The organism is Bdellovibrio sp. 22V, from assembly GCF_030169785.1.
Taxonomy (GTDB): Bacteria; Bdellovibrionota; Bdellovibrionia; order Bdellovibrionales; family Bdellovibrionaceae; genus Bdellovibrio.
Genome location: NZ_CP125854.1, coordinates 998,284 through 1,012,323 on the forward strand (window position 1 = coordinate 998,284; position 14,040 = coordinate 1,012,323).

General features: G+C 46.3%; 13 protein-coding genes. 4 read left to right on the forward strand and 9 right to left on the reverse strand.

The genetic code is table 11. The annotated features are described in order from the left end of the window. Positions 1 to 9 precede the first annotated feature (9 nt). The 3 genes from QJS83_RS04780 to QJS83_RS04790 are packed head-to-tail and all read left to right on the forward strand — an operon-like array spanning position 10 to position 1,885. Complete coding sequence (locus tag QJS83_RS04780; RefSeq protein WP_284607976.1) at positions 10 to 525, forward strand: MarR family winged helix-turn-helix transcriptional regulator; 516 nt, start codon at positions 10 to 12, stop codon at positions 523 to 525. A 33-nt stretch (positions 526 to 558) separates the two neighbouring features. Next, positions 559 to 1,395 (forward strand): metallophosphoesterase family protein, encoded by an 837-nt coding sequence (locus QJS83_RS04785; RefSeq protein WP_284607977.1) that lies wholly within the window; start codon positions 559 to 561, stop codon positions 1,393 to 1,395. Between the two features lie 4 nt (positions 1,396 to 1,399). Then, on the forward strand, positions 1,400 to 1,885 hold the full coding sequence (locus QJS83_RS04790) for a hypothetical protein (RefSeq protein WP_284607979.1): 486 nt from the start codon (positions 1,400 to 1,402) through the stop codon (positions 1,883 to 1,885). 1 nt (position 1,886) lies between these two features. Here the strand turns inward: QJS83_RS04790 and QJS83_RS04795 are convergent, their stop codons facing one another. From QJS83_RS04795 to QJS83_RS04835, 9 genes are all read right to left on the reverse strand, one after another. Beyond that, positions 1,887 to 2,228 carry a hypothetical protein gene (locus tag QJS83_RS04795; RefSeq protein WP_284607981.1) on the reverse strand — a complete coding sequence of 114 codons (342 nt, stop codon included), beginning with the start codon at positions 2,226 to 2,228 and terminating at the stop codon, positions 1,887 to 1,889. A 66-nt stretch (positions 2,229 to 2,294) separates the two neighbouring features. Further along, on the reverse strand, positions 2,295 to 4,859 hold the full coding sequence (locus tag QJS83_RS04800; protein ID WP_284607983.1) for a hypothetical protein: 2,565 nt from the start codon (positions 4,857 to 4,859) through the stop codon (positions 2,295 to 2,297). A gap of 11 nt (positions 4,860 to 4,870) precedes the next feature. Continuing rightward, on the reverse strand, positions 4,871 to 5,974 hold the full coding sequence (locus tag QJS83_RS04805) for a hypothetical protein (protein WP_284607985.1): 1,104 nt from the start codon (positions 5,972 to 5,974) through the stop codon (positions 4,871 to 4,873). Between the two features lie 268 nt (positions 5,975 to 6,242). Continuing rightward, positions 6,243 to 6,713, reverse strand: coding sequence for a hypothetical protein (locus QJS83_RS04810; RefSeq protein WP_284607987.1), 471 nt, complete (start codon positions 6,711 to 6,713; stop codon positions 6,243 to 6,245). A 105-nt stretch (positions 6,714 to 6,818) separates the two neighbouring features. Further along, the gene (locus tag QJS83_RS04815) at positions 6,819 to 7,976 is read right to left on the reverse strand and encodes an aminotransferase class V-fold PLP-dependent enzyme (RefSeq protein ID WP_284607988.1); all 1,158 of its coding nucleotides are present in this window, start codon (positions 7,974 to 7,976) and stop codon (positions 6,819 to 6,821) included. A gap of 90 nt (positions 7,977 to 8,066) precedes the next feature. Continuing rightward, a complete protein-coding gene (locus tag QJS83_RS04820; RefSeq protein ID WP_284607989.1) occupies positions 8,067 to 8,633 on the reverse strand; it encodes a hypothetical protein in 567 nt (188 codons plus the stop codon). Between the two features lie 107 nt (positions 8,634 to 8,740). Continuing rightward, positions 8,741 to 9,526, reverse strand: a complete 786-nt coding sequence (locus QJS83_RS04825; RefSeq protein ID WP_284607990.1) for a hypothetical protein — start codon at positions 9,524 to 9,526, stop codon at positions 8,741 to 8,743. 252 nt (positions 9,527 to 9,778) lie between these two features. Further along, positions 9,779 to 10,612 carry a flagellin N-terminal helical domain-containing protein gene (locus tag QJS83_RS04830; RefSeq protein WP_284607991.1) on the reverse strand — a complete coding sequence of 278 codons (834 nt, stop codon included), beginning with the start codon at positions 10,610 to 10,612 and terminating at the stop codon, positions 9,779 to 9,781. A 479-nt stretch (positions 10,613 to 11,091) separates the two neighbouring features. After that, the gene (locus tag QJS83_RS04835; RefSeq protein ID WP_284607993.1) at positions 11,092 to 11,352 is read right to left on the reverse strand and encodes a hypothetical protein; all 261 of its coding nucleotides are present in this window, start codon (positions 11,350 to 11,352) and stop codon (positions 11,092 to 11,094) included. A 60-nt stretch (positions 11,353 to 11,412) separates the two neighbouring features. Between QJS83_RS04835 and clpB the strand changes: the two genes are divergently transcribed. Beyond that, positions 11,413 to 13,995, forward strand: coding sequence for an ATP-dependent chaperone ClpB (gene clpB, locus QJS83_RS04840; RefSeq protein ID WP_284607994.1), 2,583 nt, complete (start codon positions 11,413 to 11,415; stop codon positions 13,993 to 13,995). The last annotated feature ends 45 nt before the right edge of the window (positions 13,996 to 14,040 follow it).

A 14,040-nucleotide genomic window follows, 5' to 3' on the forward strand; every position in this document is an offset into this window, starting at 1 on the left:
GAGGATTTTATGGCAAAACTTTTTATCCAAGAAATGCCGTCCCAAGACCAGGTAAAAACAGCTCTCTCGCGAATCCACGAAGGCGTGGATTCGTGGGCTTTGTATGCGAACTTGCTATTCAGAAAAGTAGGCAACGATTTGGAAAACCACATCGAGAGCTTGCTGGCTCCCTACAATCTTTCAGCAGGACGCTTTACGTTGCTGTATCTTTTGAAGGATTCCCCGGAAGGATTAATGCCTTCGGAGCTTTCGCAGAAAGTGGGAGTTACTCAGGCGACGATTTCTGGTTTAATCAATGGACTTGAGAAAGCAGAACTGGTCACGCGAGAAATTCATCAAAAAGACGGACGCTCTTTTGTCATTAAGTTGACGGACAAAGGGGATCAAACCCTGAAAGAGATCTTTCCGAAGTGGGCTCCGACAATTGCAGCGTTCTGGAATCAATTCGACGCTCAAGAAAAAGAAGTCATCGGCAAAGCACTCGAAAAGATGGTTCAAAATACAGGATTGCTTCGTATGAATTAACCTTTAACTGTCCAATTTACATTGGAGAGAGTTATGAAACAGCTATTGATGGCATTAACCGTGGGCTTGGCCCTCGGTTGTGCGCCTCTCAAGAACTCTCCGTTTTCAGAAGAAACTCAGAGCTCAGTAACAAATCGCAATCAACATCAGTTGGTCGCACTCAATGAAAAAATCTCGCTCCAAGCGAGAGAAGATAAAATCGTTTTTGGCGCGGTCGCCGACACTCATCAGAATTATTCCGCTCTGGAAGATTGGGTGAAAGTGACTAATACCACCTCGCTGGATTTCGCCGTTCATCTTGGCGACTTTACAAATCAAGGGCTTAATTTCGAGTACGATGCTTATTTGAATTTGATCAGTCCTTTGAAGGTACCGCTCGTCACGGTGATCGGAAATCACGATACGGTTGCCAAAGGCAAACTTCTTTATCAGCGTTTGTTCGGCCCTTACAATTTTCACTTTGATCTAAAAGGCTATCGATTCATTGTTTTTAACAACAATCGTCTCGACTTTATAAATGAGGGTGTAGATTGGAATTGGCTCGCGCTGGAAGTGCGCTCAAGTTCATTGCCGATTGTTCTTTTTATGCACGTCGATCCCGACAATTTCGAATACTTTAGACCCCAGGATCGGGATCTTTTTTGGGATATCGTGCGCGATGCAAATGTTCGTTTGATTATGAATGGACATAAGCACATCTATCAAACTGAATTCAAAGAAGGAGTTCTTAGACACCAGGTAGAACGTCTACAAAACGGCGCCTGGTCCCGCATCACGCTCACGGACGACATGGTGAAGGTGGAGAAATGCCTTCAGAAAGAATGTCGTTATGAAACTCAGCAAGATTATCCTCCTGCTATTACTATGTAGTGGAATGGCTTATGCCGATTGGGGAGTGGGCGCTGGAACGGGCTCTTACATGGGAGACCGGCATTTTGGCGTGAATTATACTTCCGAATCGCAAAGACATATGACGGAGTTTTCTTATGGGGAAACTCCGGGAATTTTAGGCGGTCGCGTTCGGCAGCTCAATTTAAAATATGTCTATTCTCCGCTTCAGAGCATTTATCACGAAGTCACGACGAACTGGATTGGCATTGGTGCCTTGTTGAGCCGCTGCCTTTGCAGTGACACCTTTGTGACAAATCCGGACGTCTACCCCGAAAGCAATTATTATGACGAAACCGCTTATCGTGTCGGACTTGTTTTCGCGACGAAACTGAACTGGCGGAATTGGGAAGGTTATTGGGATTGGACACTTTTAGATCAAGTGGCCATAGCGATTTACAACAACAATCGCTATGCCTCCAAACCCGAAGCCTATTGGGCGAGTGGGTTTGGAGTTCGCTATTATTTTTGAGTTACTTGTTTTGGCAATGAATGTCGGTGATGCTGCCATCCATGGAAAGATAGCCACGGCCCGAACTGGGATTATAGACGAGAGCGATGCCACGGTTAGGGGCGCCGCCTTCGATATCTGTGTCGATGATCGCGACAACATTTCCCGTTTGATGATAAAGAACAAGATAGCGTTGCTCGCCGTGCGGATGAACGACAGTCACAGTTTCTTCACCGCCGTCACGGTTGAGTTCGATGGACTGAACCTGCGCGGAAGAAGACTGGCAGATCAGGCCATAAGCAAAAGCGTTCGTGGAGAAGAATAAAGACAGAATAAGAAAGAAAGCGGCTTGTTTCATGTTCATGGATCACGTCCTTTTCCTGGAGTGATAACATGTCTCTATGGATTCTTCCATAAGGGAACCATTTGATTATTGCAATCCTTGAAGCGCCTGCAGCCAAGGCTTCGCGAGCATGTCTAATTGTGTTTGGCTTTGTTCCGGCAAGTGCGGTTTCAAAGTCATCAGCGCCAAAAGAGTATTGATTCGTTGAGGGAAATCCAGAGATGTTCCGTCGCCGTTCTTATAGAAGCCTTCTTTGCTATTAAAGAGCTGCTTGTTCATGGCAAAAAAGATTTCTTGCGCCGACCAAAGATAGACATCGAGCTTCGAGATCTCCCAGGCTTTTAATAGCGCGCGAATAGCATAAGCCTGTTCCTCAACCTTGAACTCCGGATTGTTGGCGCGTTCTTGTTGATTCAAGTAATAGTGATCTTGCACCAATGATTTTTTAATCATGAGCTGATTCGAGATAAAGTTGCCCAAAGCGATGACCAAAAGCTTAAGATCTTTACGGCCCTCTTTGAGTTCATCAAGCGGAGCACGGCCTTTGTCGTTCTTTTCAAGCAAGATCGCTGACTTGGTGTTTTCCACGCCGTCCGTCGCCTCAAGGAAATCACCGAGAGCCAAAAGAAATTTCGCGACGTCTTGCGCACGCACGATATTAGATTTGCGACCGTCTTTGATATCGACAATTCCCGCCATGATGGCCGTTTCTGAACTTGAAGAGTATTGATCGGCCCACAACACTTTGTTGTTCAGCGTGAGCAAAAAGACGGGTGTCGCTTTTTTTGTAATATCTTGAAGCAGAATCGCGACATTCCCCATATTCAAGGCAAAAAGCATATCTTTCGGGAATAAAGAGCGATCCAATGCCGAGGTTTGAATTTCATCAGTGAGTTCTTGTGCTTTGATATGACCTAAGATGTGATCAAAATTAGTCTCTTTCCAGTCGGCTGTTTGGCGCAGCATGTGGCTTAGGCCCTTGATCTGCTCGGCAAAAGCAGACGCTGAAAAGTTTTTCTCATAGATCATCTTGTGATCGGCATGAAAAGCATCGCGCATGCGAATTCTGTCGGGAATACGATAAGAGATGAGGTTGTTGGCAAAGTCCATGATGTCGAGAGGCTTTTTTTCGTACTCAACAGGAGATAGTAAGGCGGGAATCAATTTATTTTCGTAATCGCGGTAGCCCCCGATACTAATCAGCTTGTTCACTTGAGATAAAGCAAATTGCAGGCTCGAGGCTTCTTCCGGATTGCCATGTTCCATCAATAATGTGTTCACCATCATGGACGTGCCCGCGGTGTTGGCCTTAAGGTCATTCAAAGCGCCGACGGCCTGTAAAGACAGCGCCGTTTTCATTGAAAGATCCACTTTTACATTTGAAACTTCAAAGCCCGAGATATGGCCCTGTGACTGCGGCAGAACTTTTTCGCCCCATTTGCCAAGCAAGGTTTTAATATACTCGTGATAATTCTTCTGCACCGACTCTAATTCACCATTTTTGGCGATAAGACCTTGTTCGATTTTATCGGCAAAAATGCCGGGCAAATCCGTCGCAAAACTTTGTGCGAATTTTTCGATCTCGGAAATGACGTAGCCACGCGTTTTTTGATTCATCTCAAGTTGCAGCTGTTCAAGGCCGTATTTTTTGATTTTAGGAAGAATAAAAAGTTTCTTTGCGATGCCTTTAAAAATACCGCCGGAACAACCGTCACGGCGAAGACAGTCGAGATCTTTGTCATCCTGATCTTTCAAGAAGTCATAGAGGTCTTCGTTAACGGCTTTAAAGTAAATCGCTTGTTCCGCCGGAGTGAGGATGCGCCAAATATCAATCAAAACGGTCAGACCACCCTGAGCGTCTTGGATGTGATCAAGACCCGCGCCAATAAGACGTCCTTGCTGCAAACTTTTTTGTAACTCCGGCGGCAGTGAAACTTCAAATTTTCGAATGGCTGCTTCGACAAGATTCAGTGTTTCACTGAGCGTGGCGCTGTTTTGCAGCCGCTGTAACAACTGATGGATATCCGTGAACAAAGGTTTTGTTTGGGCCAACAATTCCTCACGAACGCCTTCTTGAATTAATGGGGAAATTTCAACGTCGACAAGTTTTTCCAATAACAAATCCGTAAAAGCTTGGGCGTGCGCCACAAATTTATCGAGGCTTTGTGCTTGAGCAGGCCACGGATATTCTTTACCTAAAGCCAGAATTTCAGCTCTTAGAATGGCGCGGGAGTTTTGAATGTCCGCTTTTACGTCATGCAAGGTTTTCTGCACTTCTTCCTGAGTCTGCGCGACGGCCAAAGCGGCAAACGGACTTTGCGCCAAGTCGACGGACTGGGTCGCTTGAGGCTGCTGATAAAAGCTGCGAATCCACTGCAAACCCTTTTCCTTCAACGCCTCATTTCCGGTGAGTTTTCCCAGAGTCACCAGATTTTCTGCCTGCTCAAAGAAAAGAGCGGTCGGCACAGTCGCTTGCCACGTCAGGTTCGGAGAGATTTTTTCAAAAGACTTAATGTCAGAATTTAACTTGGTATCAGAAGAGCGGGGGCCAAAAGAAGTTGTCGGTGCATCAAAACGGCGATCTTCCACCTTAGGAGCACAGGCACCGAGCAGAAAACTTGTCGCAATAAAAATTCGCAGTCCGTTTTTCATTTCCCCATCCTTTAGAAAAACATCATTACGTTCAGTTCTTGCAGCAACTGTCTTTCGACGTTGTGCCCGGCAATTACATCAGAAACTTCCAAAGACACGATCATAGGAATCAGCGCCCTTTTTTTGAAATAGGACTTCACGGAGCTGTAAGAGATTTCTCCCTTCACTCTTTGCGCTTTCATGTCCGTATTCAATGACAAAAGATCATACCGGGAAGGGCGGGAGCCGGCGAAGTGGTCCTCTTCCTTCACTGCATACTCGTAGCCCGCTCCAAGAGTCCAACTGTCTGTCAGCTCATAGAACATATTGCCACCCAAGGTGGTCGTGTTTCCGATCTCTCTGGTCACGTCCTCTTTGCTGGAACTATCGGGAAGAGTGTCATCTTCATTCGTCGGTACGCGCGCTGTCACGGTGTCAGGAATATTTAAAAAGTAAGAAATGTACGGCACCAGGCTGATTCGTGAAGAAAGGCGGTGCGAGTAAGCCACGGTATTATTGATATTCGTTCGGCCAAAAATATTCAGAGCCGCCAAATCATCAGGGTCATACCGGGGGCCCGTGGGAAGACTGATTTGCGCCTGATAGATCAAAGCGGAAGAACGGTTTTCAAAGAACTTATAGATGCTTGCGATTTGCACGTCGCCGAGGAAACTTTCGCTGCGGTTTTCTAAAGGTTTATAACCTTTTTGCTGCAATGTTTGGTGAGTCGCCGTCGCCAAATTGGTATTAAGAGCGTCATCAAGCTCGGGACTTAAACCGGAAAACTGCGCGCGATAATATTCGATATTGGAAAACTGTTGCGACACTTTGATCTGATTTTGATAGGACACGATCGGCAGGCCCACACCTAGCGTCCAATTTTTTGTAATTCCGCGGGCGAAGACGGGGGCAAAATACTGCACTTTAGGCATCGTCTCCACACGCAAAACACCAAGATTAAAATTGTCACCCAGGTTGTGCGCGCCGAAACGGTTCAGAGCATCGATCAATCTTTTTGCATCAGAGTTAAATTTCGCCAAGGTGGGAGCATCAAAGATAACGGACTTGTAATCTCCTAACTTCATCAGCGTTCCGTTTTCAGTATAACGCTGATCGATTCCTTCAATGTTTCCCATGCGGAAGGAGGGACTGTTGATCCCTTCGGGCAAGGTGCTCGTCGACGTTAAGGCCTGGGCGCAAAATGAGCCCAAGAAAGCCAAAATTGTTATGAGAAAAGCGGAACGCTTCACCTAAAACCTCTTCAAATCCAAATCAAACGTCACCGGAAATTCGATTGAAAGTAGCTAGGAAAGCGAAAGCTAAATACGTGCCAAAAAAAATGCGCCCAGGTGTCGGGCGCATCGAATAAATACTCTAGGAAATCAGCGGCAAAACGCGGACTTATTAGTACTTATCTTTGTTCAATTCGTAACAAGAAAACTCCTGGTTATTACCATAGAAAAGGGTGTAGCTGTCGTCACCATTGGAAGCTAAAACTTCACCTGTTTTCGGATCGTGAACAAAACCTACAGGGTTGTCGCCCGGCCAAGATTTCACTTCAAGATAAACCCGGCCTGTCGTGTTTGAAGTCAATTCGTAGATAATAAGATCGTTATAACTTTCGTCACCGTGTTCGCCATAAAGAGCTTTGAATTCTGCAAAAGTCTTTGGTTCACCACCATAGTAGTGATTCAAAAGAGACAGAAAAAACGGAGAGATGCTCTTTGCCGTTTTAATATCGAAAAGTTCTTTCGTCGTGAACTGGACTTCTTGTTCTTCGTATATTTCCAAAGCACAAAGTTCGACGTGGGCAGGTGCCTCTGCGAATGCTATCGCGGATGCAAAAAAGGCAACGGAGAATAAAATCTTTTTCATGGGAAAAACTCCTTCAAATGTTTTGTTCGAAGGAGGGTTTAACAATCCCTCATCCATATATCAAATACATCAAAAATAAGTAATTATGCTTGGGGTGAATAATTCTTATTTGCTAGAAGCGATTATTTGTACGGCTTTAAGAATATCTTCTTCGGAATGGTAAAGACCAAAGCCAAAGCGCAGGCGATTTCCGCGCGAATCCGTCAGAAGCCCGCGCTCCTTCAGCGTTTTAACCAGTTTTTGCGTCGTTTCCGTATCGGGAAGTTCGAACGTCAGAAAGTGTCCATGGACAGAGTTCTGTTTAAGCAGGTTTTTCTGCTGCAAAAGGGGATGCCCTGTTTTTTCGAGCTCTGTGACGAACAACTGTTGGTTGCGAGTCACTATTTCATGAATTCTTTCAACCGTAAGACCCTCGCCCGTGAATGTCTCAAGCGTCGCGATCAAGCGATAAAGGCCGGAGAAATCCATGGTGCTGCCGGCATATTGAAGGGCGTCTGTGGGATAGCCGACCTGGCTCCCCACGGCGGAGAGATGCGAAAGCTCCGCAAACCATCCCGTATGCAAAGGACGGTGGCGTGTGGACGGAGGCACATAAAGAAAACAAGCCCCCTCGCCCCCTTGGGCGTATTTGTAAGAACCGGCGACGTAAAAAATACGATCTTCCAAGGACGACAAATCCGTCGGCACCGCCATAAAGCCATGGTAACCGTCAACAGCGAACAAAGTTTTTTCCGACGCGGCTTTCGCAAGTCTATGAATGTCAGCGACCAGCCCTGAATTGAAAAACACGTGGCTGATAAAAACCATGTCCCATTCTTGGGAACGCAGCTCTTTTTCAAAGCGTTCATGAAATGTCGCGAAGGGCAGGGTGGGAACTTTTGTGATTTCAAACTGGGTGAGTTCTGAAAGACGGTTGGCTTGACGGTCAAAACTGTAAAACTCGGAATCGGTTGTCAGGATTTTTACTTTTTTGCTCCAATCCAAAGAACTAAAAAGACGAAACACAAATTCATGCGTATTCGGAGCAAAAACGATTTGCGAAGAGTGTGAAAGTTTTAAAGCGTGTGCGATCAGTTTTTGCGCTTGCGGAACTTTTTTAGAAAAAATGTACTCCCACTTCGTATCAACATAGCGGCAGGCATCGTCCCAATATTGTAAGTGGGCTTCCCGGGTGACATCGGGCCAGTAGTGATGACTGTGACACGCGAAATGAAGACTCTCGGCGTGGGCTTGTAAAAAACGACTGTAAAGGTGTTTGTACATAAGAGCATCATAGCTTTAACGGCAGGCTCTTCAAAAAGAAAAAGCGCTCCTGCGAGCGCTTTTTCTTGATAGCAATGAAGCTTTTAAAGACTAGAAGTAACCTTCGTCATCACCGAAGTCGTCATCATCTTCATCGTCTTCGTCATCATCGTCGTCATCAGATTTAGAAACTTCATCTTCAGTTTCTTCTTCTTCGTCTTCACCGAAAGAGCCTTCAGACTCTTCTTCAGATTCGTCTTCATCAGACCACTCATCAGTGTCGTCAGAAACAGACTCTTCTTCGATGTCGATCATGTTATCCATTTCGTTTTCGTCTTCAAACTCAGAAGACATGTCATCGATAACAGGAGTTGTAGGTTTAAGAACTTCAGCAGCGCCAGCGCCGACAACAGCGGCCTTAGCTACTTTTTCTTTTTTTGGAGCTGCTTTTTTCGCAGCAGGTTTTTTAGCAGCGGCTTTTTTTGTAGCAGCTTTCTTGGGAGCTGCTTTTTTAGTCGCGGCTTTCTTTGTTGCAGCTTTTTTAGCGGGTTTCGCAGCCTTTTTAGTTGCAGCTTTCTTCGCAGGTTTTGCTGTTTTCTTAGTTGCTTTTTTTGCAGCAGCTTTTTTCGCAGGCTTTGCTGCTTTTTTAGCTACCTTTTTTGCTTTTTTCTTTGCCATGATTACGCTCCCTGAAAGGTCCTGGTTCAAATGATTTGCCCTCTTAGACTAGCGAGATCTAAGAGGGCAGGCAATGCAAAACTGAATGAGTTTTTGTTCGGTCTTGTTTAGTTGATAATACCACTCAAGTGATCATCAATGATCTTTGCAAGATCGTTAGGAAGGATGAACGAAAGGAAAAGGCCGCCATTGTTCACGCCTGATTTGGGGACAATCGTAAAGTAGCCCAAGGTTCTTGTTCCCGCTTGGTTCTTGATCGGAACTGTAATGCCGAGGTTAATTCCACCGGGAAGCTCTGGAAAGAAGGAGCTTTCCACGAACATTCCGACCGCATTGACGCCGAAGTACAAGTACACCTTGTTATCGGAGTTGGGATTAAGACCCAGGGCTAGGGATGGCATCTCTCCGCTCGGCATCATAGGAAGCGGGCGGCCCCCCGGAAGGGTTGAAGAGGATGGGAAAGAAAGTTTGTCCTTGGCAAGCAGGCGAAGCGGAATACTGACCGCAACGCGGGCTTTTTGTTGAGAATCCAAAACCGTCGTGACTTTCACGCCTTTTGCGTTCGGTACGTCTATATATAAATTGCTGAACGGCCCCGGAGGCAAAGGAAGATAAAGAAGAAGTGCGTTATTGGCTTTATCTAATGCGATCACTCGTTCGTTTTCGTAAGAGGTCCCACTCACCACACCATTCATTTCGAGTTTGTCATAAGCCGTCGGAGGTTTTGGAGTCGGAGTCGAGCCGCCAGAGTTATCTCCACCTGTGGAGCCCTGTCCTGTATTGTCAGAAATAGTGGAAGGAAGAGTTTGAAACCCGCCTTGGTTACCGCAAGCTGCAAGCAATGATGTAGCAGCGAGGATCATCATCGTGTTTGTTAATTTCGAAACGAACATAATATTTCCTCCGTGACCCTAGACCTTTCGGCGGAAATTTTCGGTAACTTTAGCTAAATATTTGAAATTATTGGTAAAAAAGTTTGACAGTTTTTTATGCAATGTCCACATCGAGTGCAGGGACTGAAAAAACTTTGCACAAGATATTTTAAATAAAAGAAAGCCCGGTGAACAAATTCACCGGGCTTTAAGTTTTTAACTACTTCAGATTCGGGCGACGATGTCGCCCTTATCACTGTTCGCTGCCGCGGATTAACCGATCAACTTAAGAGCCAATTGGTTAGATTGGTTCGCTTGAGCCAATGTTGAAGTACCAGCTTGCAACAAGATGTTGTTACGAGTCATCTCTGAAGATGCTTGAGCAACGTCTGTGTCACGGATACGGCTGTTAGCTGCAGACAAGTTCTCTTGTGCAACACCCAAGTTGTCTACTGTTGAAGTCAATCTGTTTTGGAGGGCACCAAGATTAGCGCGTGTTCCAGAGATTGAAGTCTGAGCAGCATCGAGCATTGAAAGAGCTTCTTGAGCGCCCTCTTTAGAAGAGAAGTCTACACCACTCAATCCAAGAGCGTCCAAAGTCGCAACGTTTTCACCAGCGTTGAAGGAGATACGATCTTCTTCAGAGTTGTTGAACAAACCAACTTGGAAATCAAACTTCGGAGATGAACCATCAAGAAGTTTAGTAGTACCCCAAGTAGTTACAGAAGCGATACGTTGAATCTCAGATTTCAATTGCTGAACCTCTTTATTCAACATGCCACGCTCTGTTTCACCAACAGTGTCAGAAGCCGCTTGGATTCCCAACTCACGAAGACGAACCACGATGTTACCGATTTCGTTCAAGCCACCCTCAGCAGTTTGAACCATTGAGATACCATCGTTCGCATTTCTTTGAGCTTGTGCTGCAGAACGAATCTGAGCTTTCAAGCCTTCAGAGATCGCCAAACCGGCTGCGTCGTCTGCCGCTTTATTGATACGGCTACCAGAAGCAAGTTTCGCCATTGAGTCGTTGATCGCTCTTTGTGAACCAACTAGGTTACGTTGAGCATTGATCGCGCTGATGTTAGTTGTTACTCTCATTCCCATTTTAAATTCCTCCGTTAATATTTATTTTTCATTTTCAATACCCTCCTTGATTTTTGTTTTTGGCAATCGCAGAAACCTACATCTGCTTTGCCGGCACTGACATCCGAGTCTGTGCTTGAATGGCCTTTTTTATTTTTACTCTCCGAGTGAGAGTTCTCTGAACAATCTATTGTTCTGTTACGTCATCCTTGAAGGCCCTCCTTTCGGTCCTATGCAGAGAGAGCGACCTTCTCTCTCTGACTCCTTCTGAGTGAATCGTTGATGTGAGATTGATCGGGATTTGAGACGATCTCTTGACAGGACGTCGGGCGGGTTTTGTTTGTTTTCTACAATACTGGTCTAACGACAGATCGAGGGTTCAAGACCTAGGTTCGTCCTGAATCATTTGTACACAATACTTTCAGAGGGAAAAAGGCGTGGAAACAGGCCTTAAGATCGGTCAATTTTTCGGGAGCGGACGAATGTCTGAAATGAATCAATTAATCGATTTCTAAAAAGCGGCAAAAGGCCATATTGCCCGCTAACAAATACTGATGCGTTTGCTCGGCCTTGAGATGGTGGCGAGGATTGTAGCCAATCGTGCAAACCACCTTGTCTCCATCATAGTGAGAGCAATCTTCGCAGGAAAAACGCGTATCGTAAGTGAGGTAATCGTGTGGGTTTACAGCATCCTTTTTGATAGACGCATGCAAGCGCGGCTGTGATTTGCCTTTACCTTTGGGATTTACGATTCCGGGCATTTGTGAGGTTCCTTGACAATGCAAAAATAAGACTCATCCTTTATTTCAGATGGAGCGAGTATGAGCAACGATATTGAAAAAATGACGCGAAAAAGCCAGGAAGCAATGCAAGCAGCGGCGCGCTTGGCGGAACGCAAGAACAGTCCTTCTGTAGAGCCAGAGCATCTTTTGATGGAACTGGTGCAGCAGTCGGAAGGGATTGTGCCTCGTATATTAGACAAGCTCAATGTGCCTCAAGCGCAGTTCCTGACGGACCTGCGTGCTAAGATGGATCGTTTTCCGCAAGTGACCGGCGGAGGCCAAAAGCTGTTTGCCAGCCCTCGCTTGGAAAAGGTCTTTAAAGCCGCCGAAGACGAAGCCCAAGAATGGGGTGACTCTTATATTTCAACGGAGCATTTCTTTCTTGCGATGTTCAAAGCCGGCGATAGTGATCTGTTAAATCTTTTAAAAAAATCCAAACTGTCTGTGGAAGCTGTGAAGACGGCGCTACAGGAGATGCGTGGCAATCAAAAAGTCACGGACGATGATCCTGAGAACAAGTATGAAGTTCTGCACAAATACGCCCGCGATCTGACAGCGCTGGCTGCCGAGGGCAAACTAGATCCCGTCGTCGGTCGTGATGAAGAAATTCGTCGCGTGGTGCAGGTTCTGTCCCGTCGTACAAAAAACAATCCCGTTCTTATTGGTGAACCGGGTGTGGGTAAAACGGCGATTGCTGAAGGTTTGGCTTTAAGAATTATCAAACACGACGTGCCTGACAATCTTGTCGGCAAAAAACTGATGTCCTTGGATATGGGGGCTTTGATCGCCGGCGCGAAATATCGCGGGGAGTTTGAAGACCGCCTTAAGGCCGTGATCAAGGAAGTCACCTCGAGTGATGGACAGATCATCCTTTTCATCGATGAGTTGCACACGCTTGTCGGTGCCGGAAAAACTGAAGGCGCGATGGATGCAGGTCAGTTGTTAAAACCGGCATTAGCACGCGGAGAACTTCGCTGTATCGGGGCCACAACTCTGGATGAGTATCGCAAGTATATCGAGAAAGACGCTGCCCTTGAACGCCGTTTCCAAACGGTGATGGTGGAAGAGCCGAGTGTTGACGATGCGATTACGATTCTGCGTGGTCTGAAAGAAAAATACGAAGTACATCATGGTATTCGTATTACTGACGCTGCTTTGGTGGCGGCGGTGAAGCTTTCACACAGATATATCACAAACCGCTTTTTACCTGACAAGGCCATCGACCTTGTGGACGAAGCGGCGAGCAAGCTCGGCATTGAAACGCGTTCCGTTCCTGAAGAGGTCGATAAAATTGAGCGTGAGTTGATGCAGCTGCGTATCGAAAAAGAAGCTTTGAAAAAAGAAAAAGACGATAGCTCGAAAGAACGCCTATCCGTCATTGATAAAGAAATCAGTTCTTTGAACGCGAAAAACCAGCTTCTTCGCGAGCAATGGGAATTTGAAAAAGGCGGCATTGATCAGATTAAGAAACTCAAAGCCGATATCGAGGATTTGAAACTCGCGATTTCTCGTGCAGAACGTGAGGGGGATCTGGGCAAGGCGGCCGAACTCAAATATGGAAAGCTTCCCGAGTCCGAGAAGAAATTGAAGTCTTTGGAGGAAAGAAGCAAAGAGCAAAAGGCGACCGAAAACCGCATGCTCAAAGAAGAGGTCGGTCCCGAAGATATCGCCGAAGTCGTCGCGAAGTGGACGGGAATTCCCGTCAGCAAAATGCTTGAAAGCGAATCGCAAAAGCTTTTGCATATGGAAGACGTTCTAAAGAAACGTGTCGTCGGCCAAGATCATGCTTTAACGGTCGTCTCCGATGCGATTCGCCGTGCGCGTGCCGAGATCTCCGATCCGAATCGTCCGATTGGAACATTTATTTTCCTCGGGCCTACGGGCGTGGGAAAAACCGAAACCGTGAAGGCGCTCGCAGAATTTCTTTTCGACGACGAACAAGCCGTTGTGCGCATCGATATGAGCGAGTACATGGAGAAACACTCCGTATCTCGTTTGATCGGCGCGCCTCCGGGCTATGTGGGTTACGAAGAAGGCGGTCAGTTGACAGAAGCTGTTCGTCGTCGTCCCTACAGCGTGGTCTTGTTGGATGAGATCGAAAAAGCTCACAACGACGTCTTCAATATCCTGTTGCAAGTTTTGGATGACGGGCGTTTGACAGACGGTCAAGGCAGAACCGTGGACTTCAAGAACACCGTTTTGATCATGACTTCAAACGTGGGCTCGCAGTCCATTTTGGACAGTCACATGGGCGAGGACAAGAAACGGGACGCCGTGATGGAAGCTCTTCGTGAAAGATTCCGTCCGGAGTTCTTAAACCGTATCGACGAAATCGTGATGTTCCACTCATTAGGTGAGGCGCAGATTTCCGGTATCGTACAAGTGCAGCTGGATCTCGTCGCGCAAAGATTGCGTGCGAAGAAAATCAACATCGACTTTGATAAGTCCGCTGTCGATCTTCTCGCGAAGAAAGGTTATGACCCCATTTACGGGGCCCGTCCTTTGAAGCGTGTGATCCAAACGGAGCTTTTAAATCCGCTTTCTAAAGAGATCATCTCTGGCAAAGTCAAAGCGGGTGACACTGTGAAAGTGAAAGGCAACGAATCGCATTTGATCTTTTAAGAGTGGAAGAGGCGCTTCCTCTTCCAGGAAAGAGGGAGCGCCTTG

What these genes read in the sequence shown, in the direction of transcription:
- QJS83_RS04780 (WP_284607976.1), top strand. Translation starts at nt 10, where the DNA reads ATGGCAAAACTTTTTATCCAAGAAATGCCGTCCCAAGACCAGGTAAAA.
- QJS83_RS04785 (WP_284607977.1), top strand. Translation starts at nt 559, where the DNA reads ATGAAACAGCTATTGATGGCATTAACCGTGGGCTTGGCCCTCGGTTGT.
- QJS83_RS04790 (WP_284607979.1), top strand. Translation starts at nt 1,400, where the DNA reads ATGGCTTATGCCGATTGGGGAGTGGGCGCTGGAACGGGCTCTTACATG.
- QJS83_RS04795 (WP_284607981.1), bottom strand. Translation starts at nt 2,228, where the DNA reads ATGAACATGAAACAAGCCGCTTTCTTTCTTATTCTGTCTTTATTCTTC.
- QJS83_RS04800 (WP_284607983.1), bottom strand. Translation starts at nt 4,859, where the DNA reads ATGAAAAACGGACTGCGAATTTTTATTGCGACAAGTTTTCTGCTCGGT.
- QJS83_RS04805 (WP_284607985.1), bottom strand. Translation starts at nt 5,974, where the DNA reads ATGGGAAACATTGAAGGAATCGATCAGCGTTATACTGAAAACGGAACG.
- QJS83_RS04810 (WP_284607987.1), bottom strand. Translation starts at nt 6,713, where the DNA reads ATGAAAAAGATTTTATTCTCCGTTGCCTTTTTTGCATCCGCGATAGCA.
- QJS83_RS04815 (WP_284607988.1), bottom strand. Translation starts at nt 7,976, where the DNA reads ATGTACAAACACCTTTACAGTCGTTTTTTACAAGCCCACGCCGAGAGT.
- QJS83_RS04820 (WP_284607989.1), bottom strand. Translation starts at nt 8,633, where the DNA reads ATGGCAAAGAAAAAAGCAAAAAAGGTAGCTAAAAAAGCAGCAAAGCCT.
- QJS83_RS04825 (WP_284607990.1), bottom strand. Translation starts at nt 9,526, where the DNA reads ATGTTCGTTTCGAAATTAACAAACACGATGATGATCCTCGCTGCTACA.
- QJS83_RS04830 (WP_284607991.1), bottom strand. Translation starts at nt 10,612, where the DNA reads ATGGGAATGAGAGTAACAACTAACATCAGCGCGATCAATGCTCAACGT.
- QJS83_RS04835 (WP_284607993.1), bottom strand. Translation starts at nt 11,352, where the DNA reads ATGCCCGGAATCGTAAATCCCAAAGGTAAAGGCAAATCACAGCCGCGC.
- clpB (WP_284607994.1), top strand. Translation starts at nt 11,413, where the DNA reads ATGAGCAACGATATTGAAAAAATGACGCGAAAAAGCCAGGAAGCAATG.